The sequence below is a fragment of the Amphibacillus indicireducens genome, from assembly GCF_039539605.1.
GTDB classification, from domain to species: Bacteria; Bacillota; Bacilli; order Bacillales; family Amphibacillaceae; genus Amphibacillus; species Amphibacillus indicireducens.
In genome coordinates this window covers 1-20,171 of record NZ_BAABDL010000024.1, presented here as the reverse complement: position 1 = coordinate 20,171, position 20,171 = coordinate 1, and the positions used below count along the sequence as shown (strand labels likewise).

Here is a 20,171-nt window from a genome sequence, read left to right as displayed (position 1 = left end):
ATCCCTTGACCGACCTCACTATCATCCCATGTCTATAGACGATGGGCTTTCTCGTTCGGAAAATCTGTAAAAATTCAGCAATTGCTCCTGCACCGATTAAACCAATTTTCATCGATTGGCTCCTTTCTTTTTTAAAAAATAACGCTAACTATTTGATTAGGCTAATCATCTCATAAATTAGTAGAGATTTCATTAAAACGAATAGCGAGGATAGTCTTTCTAATTAAATTATTAACTGAAATCGATTCGGATAGTTTTAGACTTAGATCGATCTGAATGAATGAAATTGCTGATCTTGCTTAAATTAGCATTGAATTGTAAAAAAATAAAGATTTCTAGGAGTCGATAGAGTGGATGATTTACATTGGATTTGGCAAACGGTTTTGATATTTTATGTTGGGAGAATAATTTTAAGGTTGGGAGGGAGAAAGTCGATCTCTCAGATGACAATTACTCAAGTGATCGTCATGATAGGTATAGGTTCATTATTGATCCAACCTGTAGCCGATAAGGGTCTATTTCATACGTTTGCTGATCACTTTACTGATGATAGCGACAGAATACATAGAAATGAAGTTTGATCTGACAGAAACGATTTCTACAGGAAAAGCAAAGATCGTCATAGAAAATGGTCAATTAAATATCGCCAACTTAAAAAAATTAAGAATGTCGGTTGATCGGCTGGAAACGAGATTGAGACAGTCAGGAATAACTTCGATTGAAGATGTCAAACATGCGACAATTGAGTTTAGTGGTTTGTTGGGATATGAGTTACAGGAAGATAAACAAGCAGCAACCAAAGCAGAAATAAAAGAATTGCTCGATGAAATCACACACCTTAAACAAGCGCTTGGGGTGATGATGAAGCCAGCCAAACAAGAACGGCAATCAAGCAATATCTTTACTGAAGTAAAAAACAAACAATTCGAGGGGGAAAATGAACCTTAAAAAAGAAGCTGATTGATCACTTCTTTGTAATAAGATCATTGTTTCACCCTATTGGAGAACGAGCTTTCAATAGGGTGTTTTTTTAGTGATCACCTTTTAAATGGTAAAAGGGTGGACGATACTGCCGAGTGAGATCAGTTCTGTCCCGTCGAGATCATAATCCCAGAGGCTTGCTGAGATAATTTGATTATTTTCATAAGCTTTAAAGTAGTACTCCGAAGTATTCGTATCGATAAAAGCAACATATTTTGTGTAATCATCGGTTCCTTTGTTTGTCAGCACAATACCTTTAGGAATAAAAACGCTATTCATAATATGAAAGCAGGTCATGATCGCCTCTGTTTTATTATTTGGAATTTGCGTATGTGTTTTTAAAAATGAGGCACGAACGAAACGATCCGGCGAAGTAAAACTACCTGGAAGGTTTGTTGTACCTGCTCCTTGTCCAAAAGGTTTTAATGATAGATTGCCCCAGTTAACTTGATCCTGTTGTGTGGTCGACAAATTCAGATAATTTCTTAGATTAGTCAGATGCCAGCGAATATCAGGGCTATTTGTCATGACCCCAATTGGGTTCTCAGTTATCTCAAGACCTGTTATTGTTTGTTCAATCACAACTGACTTGCCACTTCTGTCCGTTGCAATCCAATGCAGTGGAGCGGCTCTTTTTGTAACTGGATCAGCAAAACCAACGATCGAAGTATTTTTGAGTAGGTCGGTTAAATCATTGATTGAGCTACAATGTCCTAGTAGATAATGTAGGAAGTCTAATGAGGCAATGAGTTCTTTATTATTTGTTGATAAATCATAGTGAGCATACCCTTCAAAATATAAAACAGCCGCAGCAAATCCTCGCTCATTCACACCATCAAAAAAACTTAACATTAGTGTGGTGCTAATAGTGATGAATAAGTTTTTAAAAATCGGCATAGTCGTAAGATTCACGGCTATGCCTTTTGTCTTGCCTTCTAACACCGTTGATTTCCACTTCAGGTGGACGCTTTCCGCGGGCATGGCCTCAACTCTTATTGTTCCACTGTCGTGTCACAATAAGGATTTTCGGACTCATGCTTTTCCCGCAGGAGTCGCCACCTTACGTTCCAATCAACTGGTCTGCATCTTTACACTTGGTTCTATTTCAATTGCTCCGATACAGTTGTAGTAGATTTTAATGCGTTGTTCTTGTTTACCATTTACTTTTTCAGCTTGATAAACAATAATTTTATCGACAAATTCTCTGATTAATTCAGGACTGATTGTACTGATTTCTGTATGCTTTTTCACTAATTGTAGAGAATGTTTTGTGTTGATGATGTTTTCTCTCGATTTATTTAACTCAGCCTGTAACTGATGCATTTTAGCTTTTAATTCAGCTTGCTCTGCCTCATAACTTGCAGACATTCTACGGAAGCGGTCATCGGATATTTTACCGAACACATTATCTTCATACAGTTTTTCAATATCGGATATTTTACCGAACACATTATCTTCATACAGTTTTTCAATAATCGTATCGAGTGACTTCATTCTTGCTTTTGCTTCTTCAAATGTCCGTTCATCTTTTCGTTGTTTTTGTGATAACTCTTGTTCAAATTGATTAAGCACGACTTGTGTGAATTCTTCTTCATGATTTTTCGCAAATGCGGTAATCCGTTTTAAATCTTCAAGTAGCAGTTCTTCTACGACTTGATTCCGAATACGATGTGAAGTACACATTCCCTTTTCTTTTCGGTAAGTTGCACAAACAAAGTATTCAAGATGTTTTGGTATTCGTTTTCCCCGTACTTGATATAATTTTGCTCCGCAATCTGCACAAAACATCATGCCAGATAAGACGCTCATCGGTCCGAGTTTTGCTGGTCTCCGTTTTCCTTCGCGAATCTTTTGCACGACTTTCCATGATTCTTCATCGATGATTGCCTCATGAGTATTTTTAAACACTGCCCAATCTTCTGGGTCATTCCATATCTTTTTATTCGTTTTATAGGATTGCTTACGGGTTTTAAAGTTTATCGTATGTTCTAGATATTCTTGTCTTTCTAATATGTTTGCAACTGATCGTCCTTGCCATGCAAAAGGATTGCTTGGTGTACGTGCTGCAATATTAATGCCTTTCTTCCTCATGTGAACACTTGGTACGATAATTTCCCTTTTCTTTAGTTCCCTTGCAATTTGCGTTGGACCAAGTCCAGAAATACATAGCTTGAAAATTAAACGAACAACTTCTGCCGCATCTTCATCGACAATCCATTTTGAATTATCTTCTGGACTTTTCATATACCCATATGGCACTGTTGTCGATAATGGTTTTCCTGATTGTCCTTTTGACTTGAAGCTCGCTCTAATTTTCTTACTTGTATCTTTTGCATACCATTCATTAATAATATTTAAAAATGGCGTGAAGTCACTGTCTTGCTGATTGGCGCTGTCGATTCCGTTATTAATAGCGATAAATCTCACATCAGCTTCAGGAAAGACAACTTCTGTATAATAACCAACCTTCAAATAGTCTCTTCCGAAGCGTGACATATCTTTAATAATAACGGTATCAACAATACCTGCTTGTACATCGGCAATCATTCGATTAAATTCTGGGCGGTCAAAAGTTGTTTCACTAAAACCATCATCGACATAAAACTGTGTCGGGTAAAAACCATGATCTTCCGCATATTTCTGCAAGATAGCTTTTTGATTCACAATACTATTTGAATCACCTGCAAGTTCATCATCTCTTGATAATCTACAATAAAGTGCTGTTACCTTTTCTGAATCAGTACGAATTGCTGAATAATGATTCATTGGTTGTTCCATCATGGACTGTCTAAACATATTTACCTTCCTTTCCGACAGTCTTCAAGCGGTTTCGTACTGTGTATATTACCGTACTAACTTGAAGAAGTCGACTTATTCTCGCTATGATGAACACAATGTAAAGCTTGATGTGACGCTTGTTTTGCATCATTTTCTATTCGTCTTTTTAGCTTTTGATATACGGTTTCTTGTGCTGTTTTACTTTCTTTTACATCAATCTTAAGCTTGCGATTGTTGATATAGTAAATGTCTGTATCGTAATCAAAATTAGAAACTTTAAAGTAAATATGAAGTCCGTTTCCAGATGGACTTTTCTCGATATAAGAGTTTGGGAAATACTCAATCACATTTTGTGCGATTTCGTTTAGCTCTCTCGCTTCATTGACACAGTCATCTAAATCGACAGCACAAATGTCATGACTGACAATAAAGTATAAGCCAGTAGAGTTATGCATGACTTTTACCGCTTCATCATATGAAGAGAAAGTGCTTAAATCATTTGAACTTGCACGACTGCCTGTCCTTGCGTTATATGGCACTTTCGTTTTCTTTCCATTTCGTTTTTCTTCTTTCCAGCAGCAAAATATATCGTGCTCTTTCATTTCCGCTGGAATATTTTCAATGTCACTCACAGAAAACATACACCTCCTTTACTTGTAATTTTTTAAAACTATTCAATTGTCAAGGAACGATGAGGGAAATAATCAACCTGTGTATTTGTCTAATCTGCCTTTTCACTTGTGAACCTTTCAACAAATTTCATAGTTGTAAATATGTCCCTCACCTATATGCGAAGAATTCGACCGATTCGACCCCCTTTTTTTTAAAAAAGAAAATCAGTTATCTTTGAACTGACAAAAACAGACGGATTTTTGCAGTTTCAAGTGACTACTTCACGTCTTCGTGATATGATAATAGATAGGTAGAAAGAAATCGTTCTAGATAAGGAGGAAGTGAAATGGGTGTACGTTATGAAAAGTTATTTCACTTATTAGATGAACGAAATATAACAACAAGAGAACTTGAAAGACAAGCAGGTTATTCAGGGAATATTACGACACGGATGAGGAGAAATGAATATATTTCACTTGAGAGTATCGAGAAAATATGTAAGACATTAAATTGCCGTGTGGATGATATTTTAGAATTTAATACTAATAAATGAATGTCATGAAAAGAGGAAGATAAGATGGATCGAGAAGCATTAAATCAGTTAAAAAAACAACTATGGGAAGTCGCAGATGAACTTCGTGCGAATACAGGTCTGAAAGCATCTGCTTATTCAACACCTGTACTAGGACTCATCTTCTTAAAGTTCGCAGATGCAAAATATGCACAATATGAAGATGAAATCAATCAAGAGTTTGAAGCGCTTAAAGGTGGGAGACGAGAAAAGAAAATCGAAGAAATTGCCATTGAAAAATGTGGCTTCTATTTACCTGAACATTCTCGTTATACATACTTGCTAAATTTAAGTGAAGAAGAAAATATCGCGAGTAAAATAAAAGAAGCGATGGAAGGGATTGAACAATATTCGCCTGAGTTTGTCGATGTTCTACCTAAAGATAGTTATCATGATTTAAGTACAGAAGATAACAACAAAATCTTAAACCGCTTATTAAGAAACTTTAATGATATTCCAGTAGATACAGAGCATGATATTTTCGGAGAGGTATATGAATATTTCTTAGGAGAATTTGCATTAGCAGAAGGTCAAGGTGGTGGAGAGTTCTATACACCACGTTCAGTCGTTCGTTATATGGTTGAAGTATTACAACCATCAGAAGGAAAGATATTAGACCCTGCTTGTGGATCAGGTGGAATGTTCGTCCAGGTCGCAAACTATGCCCAAGCACATAAAAAGAAAAATGGTGGAACTCCACTTAATTTAAGAGCTTATGGTGTCGAGCGGACAGGTGAAACAGTAAAGTTAGCAAAAATGAACTTATTCCTAAACAATATTCGCGGTGAAATTACGGAGGCGAATTCTTATTATGCTGATCCGTATAACTCGGTTGGTAATTTTGACTATGTATTAGCCAACCCACCATTTAATGTAGATAACGTGGAATTAGATTTAGTAAAAGATCAAGAAAGGTTTAACAAATATGGTGTCCCACAAACGAAAGGAAAAAAATCAAAAGTACCGAATGCCAACTACTTATGGATTAACCAATTTGCGACAGCCTTAAATGAAAACGGTCGTGCATCGCTTGTTATGGCAAACTCTGCTTCAGATGCAGGTCATAGTGAAAAAGAAATTAGAAAAGCTTTAATTGAAGATGGGATTGTCTCACAAATGGTAGCCCTACCATCTAATATGTTTAGTACGGTTACTTTACCAGCGACACTTTGGTTTTTCGATCGTAATAAACCTAATAAAGATGAAATCTTATTTATTGATGCACGAAATATATTCACACAAGTCGATCGGGCTTTACGTAAATTTTCTGATGAACAAATTAAAAATTTAGCGATTATCAACCGTCTGTACGAAGGGGATAGTGATAGTTTCTTTGCCCTAATTAAAGAATACGAAGAAGCACGTGATAATGCGGAAACGGAAGCAGATGAAAAGTACTTCCAAAAACAAATCGACTGGTTATTAGAACGTTTCCCAGACGGCAAATATCAGGATGTCATCGGATTGTGTAAAGTAGCCACGCTTCAAGGGGAAGATGGCATCATTGAACAAGATTACTCACTCAATCCCGGCAGATATGTTGGAGTTGTCATTGAAGATGACGGCATGACGGCCGAACAATTTAAAGAAAAATTGTTCGGATTAAATGAGGAGTTTAAACAACTAAATGAAGAAGCCAAAGAATTAGAAAAACAAATTGAAGAAAATTTAGATAGCTTGGTGATTGAGTATGAGTGATTATATTGAATTAGGAAGCGTGGCAGAGTTTGTTTCCGACAGAATTGATATAGAAAGAGTAAATAAACAAAATTATATTTCAACAGAAAATATGATTGAAAAAAAAGGTGGGGTTATAAATGCTAAAAGTTTACCCACATCAAAAACTGTATTAAATTATAAACCGGAAGATATTCTTGTATCTAATATAAGACTTTATTTTGAAAAAATATGGTTTGCGGATAAAGAAGGAGGCTCCTCGGCTGACGTATTAGTTTTAAGGACTGCAAAGGGTTATATACCTAAATTTATTTATTATGTATTATCCGATTCAAACTTTTTTAAATATGCTGATGTTACGTCAAAAGGTACAAAGATGCCCAGGGGGGATAAAAAGGCAATACTTAAATATATTATTCCCGACTATCCAATTTATTATCAAAAAAAAATAACAACTATACTATCAACCTACGACAATTTAATCGAAAACAACAATCGTAGAATTCAAATTTTAGAGCAAACCGCCGAAGAGTTATATAAAGAATGGTTTGTCCGCATGCGATTTCCTGGTTATGAAAAGACAAAGTTTGATAAAGGCATACCAGAGGGATGGGAAGTTAGAAGGATTAAGGACTTAGGTGAAGTAATTACAGGAAAAACTCCACCAACTAACGATGAAGAAAATTATGGTGGTGAAGTTATGTTCGTAAAAACACCTGACATGAATGGGAATTTATTTACAATTGAAACGGAGTCATATTTAAGTAATAAGGGAAACGATAGTCAACCGAAAAAACTTATACCAGAAGGATCTATTATGGTAAGTTGCATTGGAACAGGCGGAGTTGTATCAATTAATGGATATCCTGCTCATACAAATCAACAAATTAATTCAATCATACTTAATAAGTCATTGGAAAGAGAGTGGGCTTATTTTACTTTACATTCAATGAAAGGAACAATTGAATTATTTGGGGCAACTGGGGCAACAATGACAAATTTAAGTAAAGGTAAATTTGAAAACCTTAAAATACTGTATCCAATAAATGATTTAGTTTTAAGGTATCATACCTTAACAAAGGGCATCTTTAGCAAGATTAAAAACTTAAATATTCAAAACCAAAATCTAAAAAAACAACGAGACTTACTGCTCCCACGTTTAATGAATGGAACAATCACTGTCAAGTAAAGGAGGCATATCATGAAGAAAATCATTACGGAAGATATGATTGAGCAAGCTTGTATTAAGGTGTTATCAAAAGATAACTACTATCAATTTATAAATGCCAACATGAGTGCAGAGCGTGTTTTTTCAAGCCTAAATATTTTAGATACAGAATCAGATGGGACGGGTCGTGCTTCTGTTCAAGAAGTTATTTTACCCAAGGTATTTTTTGAAAGCTTACGCCGATTAAATCCGCACGTACCTGAACATCTCTTGCAAGATATTGTCAGAGATTTCCGTATACCCTTTTCTGATAAAGAAGTAGTAGCTGAAAACTATGACCGTTATAAAGAAATAAAAAACGGAATTCCTGTATCATTTGATAAAGATGGGAAAAAACAATATGAGACGGTTCGTATACTTGATTTTAATGAAGTGGAAAAAAATACCTATACACTTGTTTCGCAAATGTGGATTAAAGGTGAAACGCAATACCGTAGACCAGACTTGTTACTCTTTGTTAATGGTTTACCGCTCGTTTTTATTGAACTTAAAAATTCCGATGTAAGCTTAAAAACAGCTTACGATAAAAACTTACAAGATTACGTTCATGATATTCCGCAATTGTTTTTCTTTAATCAAATTTGTGTCCTTTCAAATGCGACTGAAACGAGAATCGGTAGTTTTACTGCTAATTATAGCCACTTCTTTGAATGGCTTCGTTCCAATGAAGATGAACAAGTAAATCGAAAACAAATTTACGAACAAGGAACGAGTATCGAGTATTTATTAAACGATCTTTTCAAGCACGAGAAGCTACTAGATTATGTTGAAAATTTTATTCTATATGAAAATAAACGGGTTAAAATTTTGGCTAAGAACCATCAGTTTTTAGGTGTAAACAATGCGATAGAGGCATTTGAAAATAGAGCAAGGTTAGATGGAAAGCTAGGGGTCTTCTGGCATACACAAGGAAGTGGAAAGTCATATTCCATGGCCATGTATGTCAATAAAATTAATCGAAAAATAAAAGGTAATTTTACTTTTTTAATGGTGACTGACCGGCAAGATTTAGACGATCAATTATATAAAAACTTCCTCCGGACAGAAGTCATTACGGAAGAGGAGTCTGCCCAACCGAAAAATGGAGCGGCTTTAAGAAAAGACTTACAAACAAACAAGCCATTTTTGTTTACGCTCATTCAAAAGTTCCGCTATGACAAAGGAAAAAAGTTTCCTATTTTATCTGAACGGGATGATATTGTCGTTATTGTTGATGAGGCCCATCGTACCCAATATAAAACATTGGCTGAAAATATGCGTACAGGCCTGCCAAATGCACAATATATAGCTTTCACAGGAACACCGTTGCTCGGCTCGAAGCGATTAACGAATCAGTGGTTTGGGGATTATGTCAGTGAATACAATTTTGCCCAGTCTATTGAAGATGGATCAACTGTTCCGCTATATTATTCAAGAAGAGTACCAGAAGTTTGGCTTACGAATGACTTTTTAGCCGATGATTATGTTGAAATTATCGAAAATGAAAATCTTACAGCCGAGGAAGAAGAGCGACTAGCAAACTATTACTCTCAAACAAATGAAGTATTGAAGCGGGATGAACGTTTAAATATTGTGGCAAAAGACATTGTCGACCACTTCCCTAATCGCGGTTATTTAGGAAAAGCTATGGTCATTTCTGTTGATAAGTTCACGACGGTTAGAATGTATGATAAGGTTCAATATTACTGGGATCAGAAGTTAAAGGAACTCATTAAAAAGCGGTCATACGTATCATCTAAGGAAGAACGGGACAAGCTCACAGAGCAAATTAAGTATATGCAGTCAGTGGAAATGGCTGTCGTTGTAAGTGAAGACGGACAAGATGATGAACGTTTTGAAAAAGAGGGACTTGATTTTAAAAAACATAGACAGCGAATGAATCGGATTGATGAGAATGGTCATGATATTGAGGATAATTTTAAAGATCCGAATCATCCCTTACAATTAGTATTTGTTTGTGCTATGTGGTTAACGGGCTTTGATGCACCAAGTGTCTCAACGATTTATTTGGACAAGCCAATGAAGAGTCATACATTAATGCAGACGATTGCTAGAATTAACAGGGTATTCCCTGGAAAACGATCAGGTCTTATCGTTGACTATTTAAACTTATTCAAACATATGAAACGTGCTTTAGGTGACTATGCTAATCCAAGTGATGAAGACGAAATGCCGGTGAAAAATTTAGGAGAGCAAATTAAATTGTTGGAAAATGTGATTCAAGAAACAAGAGCCTTTTGTTCAGGGTTAAGGATTGATTTAGATGCGATCTTTGAGAAGAATGAAACCTTTGAACACATTGAATTATTTCAACAATATTTAAATATCCTTCTCGATAAAGATGAGATTCTTGAGGAATTTAAAATCTATGCTAATCTTTGTAAAAATATTTATGAAGCGTGTAAGCCTGAAGTGTTTGAATTAAATTGGAAAAATGATTATTTACCCATCATTTTATACTTAGCGGATATGGTGAAAGCTTCAGTACGAGATGAAAACATTGAAAGTGCAAAACTAGCCCTTGCTAGAACTTTAGATTTAAGTGTTCAATCTTCTTATATAAAAGAAGACGCTGGAGAAAATAAATATGAAATTACTACAATGAAAACTTTGAATCTATCGGAAATTAATACGGACGATATAAGAAAAAAAATCCAAGAATCACCGTATAAAAGCATCGAAATTCAGGAATTAAAATTATTTATCGAAAGCAAACTAGAAATATTGTTAGAAGAAAATAAAACACGGACTAATTTTGTGGAACGTTATAAAGAAATTATTAATCGCTATAACTCGGGTAATTCAACAAATGAAGATTATTATGAAGACCTTGTTGATTTTGTTGATAATCTTAAAAAAGAAGATGAACGTCATGTACGCGAAGGTCTGACTGAACAAGAGTTGGAGATCTATGATTTGCTTAAAAAAGATAAACTTACGAAAAAGGAAGAAGAAAAAGTTAAATTATCTGCAAAAAAGCTATATGAGGCGATTACCAATGAGCAGAGTAAAACGAAAGTGATTGATTGGTATAAAGACGAACAACCACGTCAAGCGGTGAAGTTTGAAGTAGAATCTATCTTAGATGAAACATTACCAGATAGTTATGATAAAGAAATTTTCAATGTTAAAACAGAAATCATTATGACACATCTGATGGAAGAAGCGATGATGGAACAAATTGCTCAATAATCAGCTTTCTTGTTAATTTGTTATGTTAGAATATTTAAGAAAGAGAGTGTGAGTATAATTGGCAGATGTGACACAAGCTATATATAACGAGATAAAAAAAGATTTACCTTTGATTGAAGAAGGCTTAAAAAGAAAGAATGGATCTCAGAAATTGTGGAGAAAACTTCGAAGTAAGTATGCAGTCTTAATTCCAGAATTAGAAGGTAAAGTTAAAGTATCTGGTAAAATATCAGCTGGGGGATCAGAGTTTGATTATAGACCTGAGTTAGAACAACTAAAAGAAGTAATATTGGCATATTTGATTATTAATCCTATAAATAAACAATCAAATGATAATATAGCTAATAAGTCCGAGGTACTGTTACATGATGATATAAGATATTCAAAAGATGAAGTTCTTCTTAAAAAAATAGAAGAATCGAAGATATACATCAGAGCATCGGATTCCGATAAGAAACAAATTGCACTGGAAAAGATTTGGGATTGTTTTGAAAGACTTAAAACTTTGTATGGGGATAAGAAGAAACAATCTTTAAATGAATTGCTTAATAATGTTAGTCACAATTCAAATGAGCTTTATTCTAGACTAAATCAAGAATTTAATGAATTAACCAAGATAGGAAATGAATTTCAAATAAGACATTTTGAAACAAATACAAAGCAAATTCCATCAGACCATTTTAGAGAATATCTATATTTTAGAGTGCTTAGTTTGATTAGCTATTGTTTAAATGAGATTAATGAATGAAGTAATAATAAGTAAAGGCATTTATAAGAACAAATATTAAAACCGCTTAAAGCCTGTCATTCCGGTATTTTATTTCCATCACTACTAGCAATCCCCATTCCGTCTGTTTCTTGCCCGATTCCGATGAAACTATTAGAATTGACGTATCTCTTGTTTGTTACTAAGCTGTTCCACTGATAATTTCTCGGTGCAACATAAAGTTCAGGTTCAATTGGGTAAGAAAAGTCCATTGTTCGTCCGAAAAAGCTTTCTTTTTGTTTAGATTGCAATGTTAAAGCAGTACACATTTTTTAAAACCTCCTATCTTTATTAACTTTATGCAAATTAACGAATAAGAATGAATCCCTTTTGGTTAATGATCGACCTCCTTTTAAAAAGGAAGACTTTTTTAAAAAAAGAGTTGACAAAATATTTCGAATTGCTATACTTGAGGAAGTTATTGAGAATGATTATCATTGTCAGTGCCACAATTTAAGATTACAAGGGGGAAATATAAGAAATGAAGAGAGAGAATCGTTTTAAATTAGCTTTTTTAGCAATCCTTTTTGTTTTATTGTTAGCAGCATGTTCAGATTCTACTGATGGTGCTAGTACAGCTGATGAGCAAGAACCTAATGGAACAGAAACTGCTGATCAGGTGGACGATACGAATGAAGTGACAACAGTTGAAATCACTGATGCTCATGGAACGGTTACTGTTCCGGTAAATCCAAAGAATGTCGTTGCGTTAGACAATCGAAGTTTTGAAACTTTGGCTGATTGGGGAATTGAACTGGCTGCTGCACCAAAAGCTGTTATGCCAGCAGAATTACCATATGTAAATGATGATGCAGTTCAAGATATCGGTAATCACCGTGAGCCAAATCTAGAAATCATCGCGGCTGTTGATCCAGAGCTTGTTATTGTGGGTCAACGTTTTGCTAGTTTTTATGAAGACATTAAGAAATTAGTACCTAATGCAGTTGTGCTTGATCTGAATATTGATGTATCTGAGGAAGCGGATACTCCTGGTGATAACTTAGTGAATGGCTTTAAAGATTTAACATTTGCCCTTGGCCAAATTTTTAATAAAAATGATGAAGCTGAACAATTGATTGCTGCCTTTGATCAGGCAATTGAAGAGGCTAAGTCTGCATATAATGGAACAGATACGATGATGAGTGTTGTCGTCTCAGGTGGGGATATTGGTTTTTCAGCTCCATTTTCAGGACGTGTTTGGGGACCACTTTATGATATTTTTGATTGGACTCCAGCATTAGAAATTGATCATGCGTCTTCAGATCATCAAGGTGATGATATTTCTGTAGAAGCGATTGCAGAAAGTAATCCAGATTGGATTTTTGTTTTAGATCGAGATGCAGCTGTATCTTCTACAACGGATGCAGTTCCTGCTCAGGATGTTATCGATCACTCACCTGCACTTCAAAATACAACTGCTGTTACTGAAGGACGGATTATTTATGCGCCTAATGATACGTATACGAATGAATCAATCCATACCTTTTTAGAGTTATTTAAGGAAATTGGAAATACTTTATCTGAGTAAGACAGAGGAGTAAAATTATAGTGCCGAAAAAAATATTAAGTACGATACGTGGGGCTGAGGAGACTCAGTCCCATCGTATTAATCAGAATCAAGTATGGTCAAAGCCATTTATTTTAGCGATTATAATCGTAATGATCTTAGCTATTGTGTCAATGTTGACTGGTGTTTATGACATAAGAGGGAATGAAGATGGAATCGATATGTTTTTTATCACACGCGTTCCAAGAACTGCTTCACTTATGTTAACTGGTGCTGCAATGGCAATGTCAGGACTCGTTATGCAGTTGATTACACAAAATCGTTTAGTTGAACCGACTACAACAGGAACGATTGAGTGGGCTGGTTTGGGTCTTATTTTTGTTTATTTATTCATTCCCGCACCAACATTAGTGCAAAGAATGACAGGGGCAATCATTTTTTCCTTTATCGGAACAATGATTTTCTTTTTATTTTTAAGAAGTCTTAAATTACGCTCCACTTTAATTGTTCCGATTATTGGTATCATGTTAGGTGCTGTTATTTCTGCCATCTCTACTTTTGTTGGGCTTGTTTTTCAAATGACACAAAATATTGAAAGTTGGTTTGTCGGTTCTTTTGCATCGATTCAAATTGGTCGATATGAATATTTGTGGATCATTATTTTGATTAGTGTGTTGATTTTTATTTATGCTGACCGCTTAACTTTAGCTGGATTAGGTGAAGATGTGACAACGAGCTTAGGCGTGAGTTATAATAAGATCGTCCTTATTGGTACAGGCTTGATTGCTTTTTCAGTAGGTGTTGTCGCCGCTGTGATTGGTAACCTTCCGTTTTTAGGTTTAATTGTGCCGAACATTGTTTCAATGTTTAGAGGTGACGACTTAAGAAGTAATTTACCTTGGGTTTGTGTCATTGGGATGGGGACTTTAACAACTGCTGATATTATTTCTCGAACAATTATTATGCCTTTTGAAGTACCTGTTTCTTTAATTTTAGGTACAGTAGGTGCGTTTGTCTTTATTATGATCTTATTGAGACAGAGGAGGGTAAAATGAACGAACTAGAATCTATTAATGATCAACAGCAAAAAAAGCAGTTTAATTTTTTCAATCGAAATCGGTCGAATCGTACGTTTCGTTCAAAAAAAGAAGCCAGATTTTATTGGATTACTTTACTAACTTTAATTGTTTTAGGTGCACTCTCTTCATATGGACTCTTAGTATACAATAATCCAGTTCCGATAGATTCTCCTTCCTTTATTCCTGTCGTCCAAAGAAGGATGGTTGCTCTTACTGCAATGCTGATTGCGACTGTTTGCCAAAGCTTATCAACAGTTGCTTTCCAATCCATTACGAATAATCGAGTGATCACCCCTTCACTTTTAGGGTTTGAAGCATTATATTCAACGATTCATACGAGTACGATTTTTCTGTTTGGGGCGAGTGTATTTATTGGCTTTAGAGGAACGGGTCCGTTTATTATTCAAATCGGACTGATGATTTTAATGTGTTTGATTCTTTATGGTTGGTTGTTATCTGGTAAATACGGTAACTTAGAGCTGATGCTTTTAGTTGGACTGATTATTGGAACTGGGTTAAGGTCATTATCTACTTTTATGAGAAGATTGCTTGCACCGTCTGAGTTTGATATTTTACAAGCAAGATTGTTTGGTTCGGTTAACAATGCTGATTCTGAATACTTTATTATTGCGATTCCAATCGTTCTCATCGTAGCCTTTTTGCTATTTGCCTATTCAAAAAAATTAAATGTTTTGTCACTCGGAAAAGATTTGGCTACGTCGTTAGGTGTTAATTATCAATTTAGTATTATTTATGTTCTGATTTTAGTTGCTATTTTAATGTCAATCTCCACTGCTGTCGTTGGTCCACTAACGTTTTTCGGTTTTTTAGTTGCGACATTAAGTTATCAACTAACTCCTACCTATGATCATCGTTATCTTTTCCCGATGTCGCTTGCGACTGGATTTTTAATTTTAACCGGTGCCTATTTTGTGATGTATCATGTCTTTGATGCTCAGGGTGTTGTTTCAGTTATTATTGAAATCGTCGGAGGACTAACATTTTTAATTCTAATTTTTAAAAAGAAAACATTGTAATATAAATTAGCATCAACTCTGTCGAATCATTGAGTGATGCTTTTTTTGGCGAAAAACTAAATGATTTGTCTAGCTAGTTTATCAATTAATAGCTTTTCCCATGTTTGATTAATCATAAGATTGCGATAAAATAACGATATATTAGTAAAACAAGGAGGAAAGATATCATGCATTATCACGTGAGTAAAAATGGAAGCGATTTCAATCAAGGGACTGAAGAGCAGCCTTTTTTAACGATTAGTCAGGCGGCGTATATTGCAAAACCGGGAGATACCGTGACTGTCCATGAAGGGATTTATCGTGAGTGGGTCAGTCCGAAAAGTGGTGGTACGGCTACTCAGCCAATTGTTTATCAAGCTGCTGAAGGTGAAGATGTTACAATCACAGGTGCTGAGGTGATTACCGAGTGGGAAAAAGACGGTGATATTTGGAAAACAGTAATCGATAATAAGTTTTTCGGTCGCTTTAATCCATATAATGAAGTTGTTTTTGGAGATTGGTTGTTTACCAGAGATCGTGTGTTTCATTTAGGAGAAGTTTATTTAGATGGGCGTGCGATGTATGAACAAGTTTCTGTTGAAGCGGTACGTCATCCGGAAAAATCTAAAACATCATTTGAACCTGAATTCTCAGTCTATGCGTGGTATTCAGAAGTTGATGATGATCAAACAACGATTTATGCGAATTTTCAAGGTGCGGATCCAAGGGAAGGTAATGTTGAAATTAACACACGTCGTTTCTGTTTTTGGCCTGAAAATCCAGGGCGTAATTACATAACCGTTCGGGGTTTTACGATGAAACAGGCTGCTACTCAATGGGCACCACCGACTGCTTTACAGGAAGGTCTAATTGGACCACACTGGAGTAAGGGGTGGGTGATTGAAAATAATATAATTAGTGATTCACGTAATGTTGGAATCAGTCTTGGTAAAGAGGAAAGTACCGGTCAGAATGAATGGACAACTCTATTTACCAAAATGGGTCATCAGCGTGAACAGGAAGTTATTTTTAGGGCAATTAACAACGGTTGGAATAAGGACAATATCGGTAGCCATATTGTGAGAAATAATAAAATCTTCAACTGTGGTCAGGCTGGAATTGTCGGTCACCTCGGTTGTGCGTTTAGTATAATTGAAAATAATCACATTTATGATACGCGGAAAAAACGTGAATTTGAAGGTGCAGAAGTTGGGGGCATCAAGCTCCATGCTGCGATTGATACAATTATTCGCAATAATGTGATCCATGATTCATTTAGAGGGGTTTGGTTAGATTGGCAATCACAGGGGACACGTGTCAACAATAACCTAATGTTCGGAAATGATAGTGAAGATATTTTAGTTGAGGTGAGTCATGGACCAACAATGATTGACCACAACATTCTATTATCAAATTATGCATTCAAAACATTAAGCCATAGCTCTGCGCTTGTTCATAATTTAGTAGCTGGGGCGATATCGATTGGTAACGAACTAAATCGTCATACGCCATATCACGTACCTCATAGCACGGCGGTTGCTGGGATGACAAGATTTACCGGTGGGGATGATCGTTTTTACAATAATATCTTCCTCCGTCCGAAAGATGATCCACGTACAGATGAGCCGATCTATGTTTCGTTTTTCGGTAACGATGTTTTAAAAGAAGATGAAGTGGAAAATGCACTCGCTCCGTTCTTATCTTATCCGGTAGGAACAGCTGTATTTAATGACTACCCTGGTGCTGATGATGAAAAGCCTTGGGAGAGAATGCGTAAATTCTTTGAAACAGGTGAAGAGCCAGCGAAGCCAACAGAGAATGAAGCAGATGAAGAAGCAAAACCAGCATATGCGAGTTTGTCAAAAGACGCGCCACTAGCAATTTACGTTGAAAATAACGTTTACTTCAACAGAGCGCTTGCTTATAAGAAGGAAAATGGTGCGAAGTTATTTGATGACTCAGCACTCGAATTTACAATTGATCGTGACAATAAAAAGGTTGTGATCGATATTACAAAACCAGAGCTATTGGAAGAAAGTGCTGCCGATATTATTGATACAGCCAAACTCGGTTTTGGTTTCCATACAGAGCAACTGTTTGAAAAACCAGATGGCTCACCATATCGATTTGATACTGATTTTGAGGGGAATTCACGTGGTGATCGTGCAGTTCCAGGACCATTCCAAGTGACAGGTGAAAAACAGATCGAGATTTCGTTTGAATAAATAAGTTTTTGAAAAATAACCGCCATACGTGCTGATCAATTGCTACATGGTGGTTATTTTGATGGTCGCATTTACGTTCACAGGCTTAGTCATTGTAGTGCTGTCTTTTAAGCATAAAAAATAACCCACCTCTGAGTTGACAGGCTCGGCAGGTTATTTCTACGAGTGCTGACCCCCTTTGAAGGGAGCATTTCTATCAGCTGTTGGTGTTAGTAGCACCAACAGCTTTATTTTATGAGAAAATTAATAAAAAATACAATCTCTAATTACACTATAGTTTAAATGAAAAACGTGGAGAAATCAAGGAGTTCAGCGGTTTGAACACCGGAATAATAGCTAAAAAACTATGAGCTCACTCATAAGATTATCTCTCTGGCTCATATTGTTGATTTATGACGTTATTTTCCCTATAATCTTTGAAGACGAAGCAATTATTATGTTGAACGGTGAAAAGAGAGAGGAATTTGATTATGCAATACGATAGAGCATTATTTGAAACAATGCCAATCCCAAAGGCTGTTGCAAAAAACTCAATACCAGCAATTATGAGTATGTTGCTCGTATTTGTTTATAATGTGGCTGATACTTTTTTTATCGGTCAAACAGGTGATGAATTGCAAGTAGCCGCGGTTACTTTGTCAATGCCTGTCTTTACTTTGTTTATTGGTGCTGGTGTATTGTTAGGTGTTGGTGGAACGTCAGTGATTTCACGTTCATTAGGTCAAGGTAGAGAAGCGTATGCTAAAAAAGTGTCGGCGTTTGTTTTTTATGCATCAATTACTCTAGGTCTTTTATTAATGGTATCTTTTTGGATCTTTATGCCGACTGTCCTTAATATTATTGGGGTCAGTTCAGATACAATTGATTTTACGCGCTCTTATTTAAATTATCTTGTCGTTGGTGCACCATTTGTTATTATGTCACAAACGTTTAGTAATATTATTCGTGCTGAAGGAAAATCGAGCTTGGCGATGAGAGGGATGATGATCGGTTCGATTACCAATATTATTTTAGATCCGATCTTTATTTTGACATTAGATATGGGTGTCACCGGTGCGGCGATTGCTACGGTGATCGGGAATTTATTTAGTGCTCTATATTTTATTAGCTATTTGGTCTCAGGACGGTCAATTTTGTCGATTCGATTAAAAGATTTTAAAATGACAGATGGGATTATGTTTGGTGTCTTATCAATCGGGATTCCCGCTTCACTAAACAACTTAATGCTCTCGGTAGCGAATATTTTTATGAACAATTTCTTATCGAGCTATGGTGATGTCCAACTAGCTGCGATGGGTGTGGCAATCCGAGCGAACATGATTCTGATTTTTGTCCAGATTGGATTAGGACAAGGTGTCCAACCGCTTGTCGGCTACAATTATGGTGCAAAAAATTTCAAACGATTAAAAGGAATTATTAAGTTTTCGACAGCAACGGCAATTGTGATTGGCAGTATATTAACGCTGATATACTGGGTGCTTGCTGATACAATTGTGCAATCATTTATTAACAATGAACAAGTGATCACATACGGAACACAAATGCTACGTGCCTTAATTATTTCAGGTCCGATTGTCGGGGTCATGTTTATTTTTATTAATGTGCTACAAGGTTTTGGTAAGGTTGTGCCGTCACTCATTCTATCAATTTCAAGGCATGGTTTAGTTTTTATTCCGCTAATTTATTTACTGAACAAGTTTGCGGGGTTAAATGGGATTATTTATACACAACCCGCCACTGATATTCTAACATCAATTTTATCTGTTGGAATTTATGTTGTTGTGATTCGGGGTGTGATTGGGGAACATTCGACGATACGACAACGTGGGAACTTATAACTTATTACTCGTTAATTTTATAAAAATTACAGATAAAAAGTGGGGTGTTTACATAAAACGCCCCACTTTTTAGTCCGATATAATTCAGTACTATGGAACAATTAACTCCACTTTTTGAAGCGGATGTCAATTTGAAAGGTGCCTTCATCTATTTTCGCCTCAATCTTTCCGCCCTGTTTGTTGACTAATTGTTGCACGATATGGAGACCGAGTCCGACTTGCCCATCTGTCCGGCTCCTATCAAAACGATATGTTCGATCAAAAATTCGGTCAGGATCAATTTGATCAATCTGTTCACTATCATTGCGTGCGCTAAGTTGGATGTACTGATCTTCTTCAATCAAGTCAATTGTTAAGTGGCTTTTTGCATAACGTAACGCATTTTGAATGATATTATAAACAATCCGTTTAGTTGCCTTTTGATCAGCTTCAATTGATGATACTGGCGCTTCATTGAATTGGATAGTCAGTTGTTTTTTATTAAATTCATCATAGAACATCAGCATCGCTTCAATAACTATCTGATTCAAGCATTGCTCTTCTAAATGTAATTGATCATCTAATGAATCTAATTGTGACAGCTCATAAAATAGATCAACCATCATCGTTAGACTGTCAATTTTCTTTTCGATAATCGTTAACCTAGATTATTCATAGCCCAATCATAAAACCTGAATAAACCGCATCAAATCAATTAAAAA

16 protein-coding genes are annotated in these 20,171 nt (G+C 35.8%); 11 read left to right on the top strand and 5 right to left on the bottom strand.

What is annotated here, in order from left to right; genetic code table 11:
* Nucleotides 1-570 precede the first annotated feature (570 nt).
* Complete coding sequence (locus ABD814_RS02645) at nt 571-948, top strand: YetF domain-containing protein (protein ID WP_344910056.1); 378 nt, start codon at nt 571-573, stop codon at nt 946-948.
* Nucleotides 949-1,044: 96 nt separating this feature from the next.
* On the opposite strand, the gene ABD814_RS02640 is transcribed toward ABD814_RS02645, so the two are convergent.
* The 3 genes from ABD814_RS02640 to ABD814_RS02630 all read right to left on the bottom strand — a co-directional run bounded on the left by ABD814_RS02640 (nt 1,045) and on the right by ABD814_RS02630 (nt 4,400).
* On the bottom strand, nt 1,045-1,878 hold the full coding sequence (locus tag ABD814_RS02640) for a linear amide C-N hydrolase (protein WP_344910060.1): 834 nt from the start codon (nt 1,876-1,878) through the stop codon (nt 1,045-1,047).
* Nucleotides 1,879-2,052: 174 nt separating this feature from the next.
* The gene (locus ABD814_RS02635; RefSeq protein ID WP_344910054.1) at nt 2,053-3,777 is read right to left on the bottom strand and encodes a recombinase family protein; all 1,725 of its coding nucleotides are present in this window, start codon (nt 3,775-3,777) and stop codon (nt 2,053-2,055) included.
* Nucleotides 3,778-3,833: 56 nt separating this feature from the next.
* Nucleotides 3,834-4,400 (bottom strand): hypothetical protein, encoded by a 567-nt coding sequence (locus tag ABD814_RS02630; protein ID WP_344910052.1) that lies wholly within the window; start codon nt 4,398-4,400, stop codon nt 3,834-3,836.
* Between the two features lie 317 nt (nt 4,401-4,717).
* Between ABD814_RS02630 and ABD814_RS02625 the strand changes: the two genes are divergently transcribed.
* The 5 genes from ABD814_RS02625 (at nt 4,718) to ABD814_RS02605 (ending at nt 11,787) form a co-directional block, all read left to right on the top strand.
* Entirely contained in the window at nt 4,718-4,924 is a 207-nt protein-coding gene (locus ABD814_RS02625; RefSeq protein WP_344910050.1) for a helix-turn-helix domain-containing protein, read from the top strand.
* A 24-nt stretch (nt 4,925-4,948) separates the two neighbouring features.
* Entirely contained in the window at nt 4,949-6,640 is a 1,692-nt protein-coding gene (locus tag ABD814_RS02620) for a type I restriction-modification system subunit M (RefSeq protein WP_344910048.1), read from the top strand.
* A complete protein-coding gene (locus ABD814_RS02615) occupies nt 6,633-7,808 on the top strand; it encodes a restriction endonuclease subunit S (protein ID WP_344910046.1) in 1,176 nt (391 codons plus the stop codon). The genes ABD814_RS02620 and ABD814_RS02615 overlap by 8 nt, the downstream gene beginning before the upstream one ends.
* A 12-nt stretch (nt 7,809-7,820) precedes the next feature.
* Nucleotides 7,821-11,039, top strand: a complete 3,219-nt coding sequence (locus ABD814_RS02610) for a type I restriction endonuclease subunit R (protein WP_344910045.1) — start codon at nt 7,821-7,823, stop codon at nt 11,037-11,039.
* 67 nt (nt 11,040-11,106) lie between these two features.
* Nucleotides 11,107-11,787 carry a hypothetical protein gene (locus tag ABD814_RS02605; RefSeq protein WP_344910059.1) on the top strand — a complete coding sequence of 227 codons (681 nt, stop codon included), beginning with the start codon at nt 11,107-11,109 and terminating at the stop codon, nt 11,785-11,787.
* A 56-nt stretch (nt 11,788-11,843) separates the two neighbouring features.
* Here ABD814_RS02605 and ABD814_RS02600 read toward each other — a convergent pair whose 3' ends face one another.
* Nucleotides 11,844-12,074 (bottom strand): linear amide C-N hydrolase, encoded by a 231-nt coding sequence (locus ABD814_RS02600; protein WP_344910044.1) that lies wholly within the window; start codon nt 12,072-12,074, stop codon nt 11,844-11,846.
* A gap of 212 nt (nt 12,075-12,286) precedes the next feature.
* On the opposite strand from ABD814_RS02600, the gene ABD814_RS02595 reads away from it, so the two are divergent.
* The 5 genes from ABD814_RS02595 to ABD814_RS02575 all read left to right on the top strand — a co-directional run bounded on the left by ABD814_RS02595 (nt 12,287) and on the right by ABD814_RS02575 (nt 19,470).
* Nucleotides 12,287-13,333 (top strand): siderophore ABC transporter substrate-binding protein, encoded by a 1,047-nt coding sequence (locus ABD814_RS02595; RefSeq protein ID WP_344910043.1) that lies wholly within the window; start codon nt 12,287-12,289, stop codon nt 13,331-13,333.
* 44 nt (nt 13,334-13,377) lie between these two features.
* Nucleotides 13,378-14,367 carry an ABC transporter permease gene (locus ABD814_RS02590; protein ID WP_425549045.1) on the top strand — a complete coding sequence of 330 codons (990 nt, stop codon included), beginning with the start codon at nt 13,378-13,380 and terminating at the stop codon, nt 14,365-14,367.
* Nucleotides 14,364-15,428 carry an iron chelate uptake ABC transporter family permease subunit gene (locus tag ABD814_RS02585; RefSeq protein ID WP_344910042.1) on the top strand — a complete coding sequence of 355 codons (1,065 nt, stop codon included), beginning with the start codon at nt 14,364-14,366 and terminating at the stop codon, nt 15,426-15,428. The genes ABD814_RS02590 and ABD814_RS02585 overlap by 4 nt, the downstream gene beginning before the upstream one ends.
* 167 nt (nt 15,429-15,595) lie before the next feature.
* Nucleotides 15,596-17,632, top strand: a complete 2,037-nt coding sequence (locus tag ABD814_RS02580; RefSeq protein ID WP_344910040.1) for a NosD domain-containing protein — start codon at nt 15,596-15,598, stop codon at nt 17,630-17,632.
* 470 nt (nt 17,633-18,102) lie between these two features.
* Complete coding sequence (locus ABD814_RS02575; protein WP_344910038.1) at nt 18,103-19,470, top strand: MATE family efflux transporter; 1,368 nt, start codon at nt 18,103-18,105, stop codon at nt 19,468-19,470.
* A gap of 101 nt (nt 19,471-19,571) precedes the next feature.
* On the opposite strand, the gene ABD814_RS02570 is transcribed toward ABD814_RS02575, so the two are convergent.
* Entirely contained in the window at nt 19,572-20,072 is a 501-nt protein-coding gene (locus ABD814_RS02570; protein ID WP_344910035.1) for a sensor histidine kinase, read from the bottom strand.
* Between the last annotated feature and the right edge of the window lie 99 nt (nt 20,073-20,171).

Bases quoted from the DNA above. Each gene is read 5' to 3' on its own strand.
- ABD814_RS02645 (WP_344910056.1), top strand. From the start codon at position 571: ATGAAGTTTGATCTGACAGAAACGATTTCTACAGGAAAAGCAAAGATC.
- ABD814_RS02640 (WP_344910060.1), bottom strand. From the start codon at position 1,878: ATGCCGATTTTTAAAAACTTATTCATCACTATTAGCACCACACTAATG.
- ABD814_RS02635 (WP_344910054.1), bottom strand. From the start codon at position 3,777: ATGTTTAGACAGTCCATGATGGAACAACCAATGAATCATTATTCAGCA.
- ABD814_RS02630 (WP_344910052.1), bottom strand. From the start codon at position 4,400: ATGTTTTCTGTGAGTGACATTGAAAATATTCCAGCGGAAATGAAAGAG.
- ABD814_RS02625 (WP_344910050.1), top strand. From the start codon at position 4,718: ATGGGTGTACGTTATGAAAAGTTATTTCACTTATTAGATGAACGAAAT.
- ABD814_RS02620 (WP_344910048.1), top strand. From the start codon at position 4,949: ATGGATCGAGAAGCATTAAATCAGTTAAAAAAACAACTATGGGAAGTC.
- ABD814_RS02615 (WP_344910046.1), top strand. From the start codon at position 6,633: ATGAGTGATTATATTGAATTAGGAAGCGTGGCAGAGTTTGTTTCCGAC.
- ABD814_RS02610 (WP_344910045.1), top strand. From the start codon at position 7,821: ATGAAGAAAATCATTACGGAAGATATGATTGAGCAAGCTTGTATTAAG.
- ABD814_RS02600 (WP_344910044.1), bottom strand. From the start codon at position 12,074: ATGTGTACTGCTTTAACATTGCAATCTAAACAAAAAGAAAGCTTTTTC.
- ABD814_RS02595 (WP_344910043.1), top strand. From the start codon at position 12,287: ATGAAGAGAGAGAATCGTTTTAAATTAGCTTTTTTAGCAATCCTTTTT.
- ABD814_RS02585 (WP_344910042.1), top strand. From the start codon at position 14,364: ATGAACGAACTAGAATCTATTAATGATCAACAGCAAAAAAAGCAGTTT.
- ABD814_RS02580 (WP_344910040.1), top strand. From the start codon at position 15,596: ATGCATTATCACGTGAGTAAAAATGGAAGCGATTTCAATCAAGGGACT.
- ABD814_RS02575 (WP_344910038.1), top strand. From the start codon at position 18,103: ATGCAATACGATAGAGCATTATTTGAAACAATGCCAATCCCAAAGGCT.
- ABD814_RS02570 (WP_344910035.1), bottom strand. From the start codon at position 20,072: ATGGTTGATCTATTTTATGAGCTGTCACAATTAGATTCATTAGATGAT.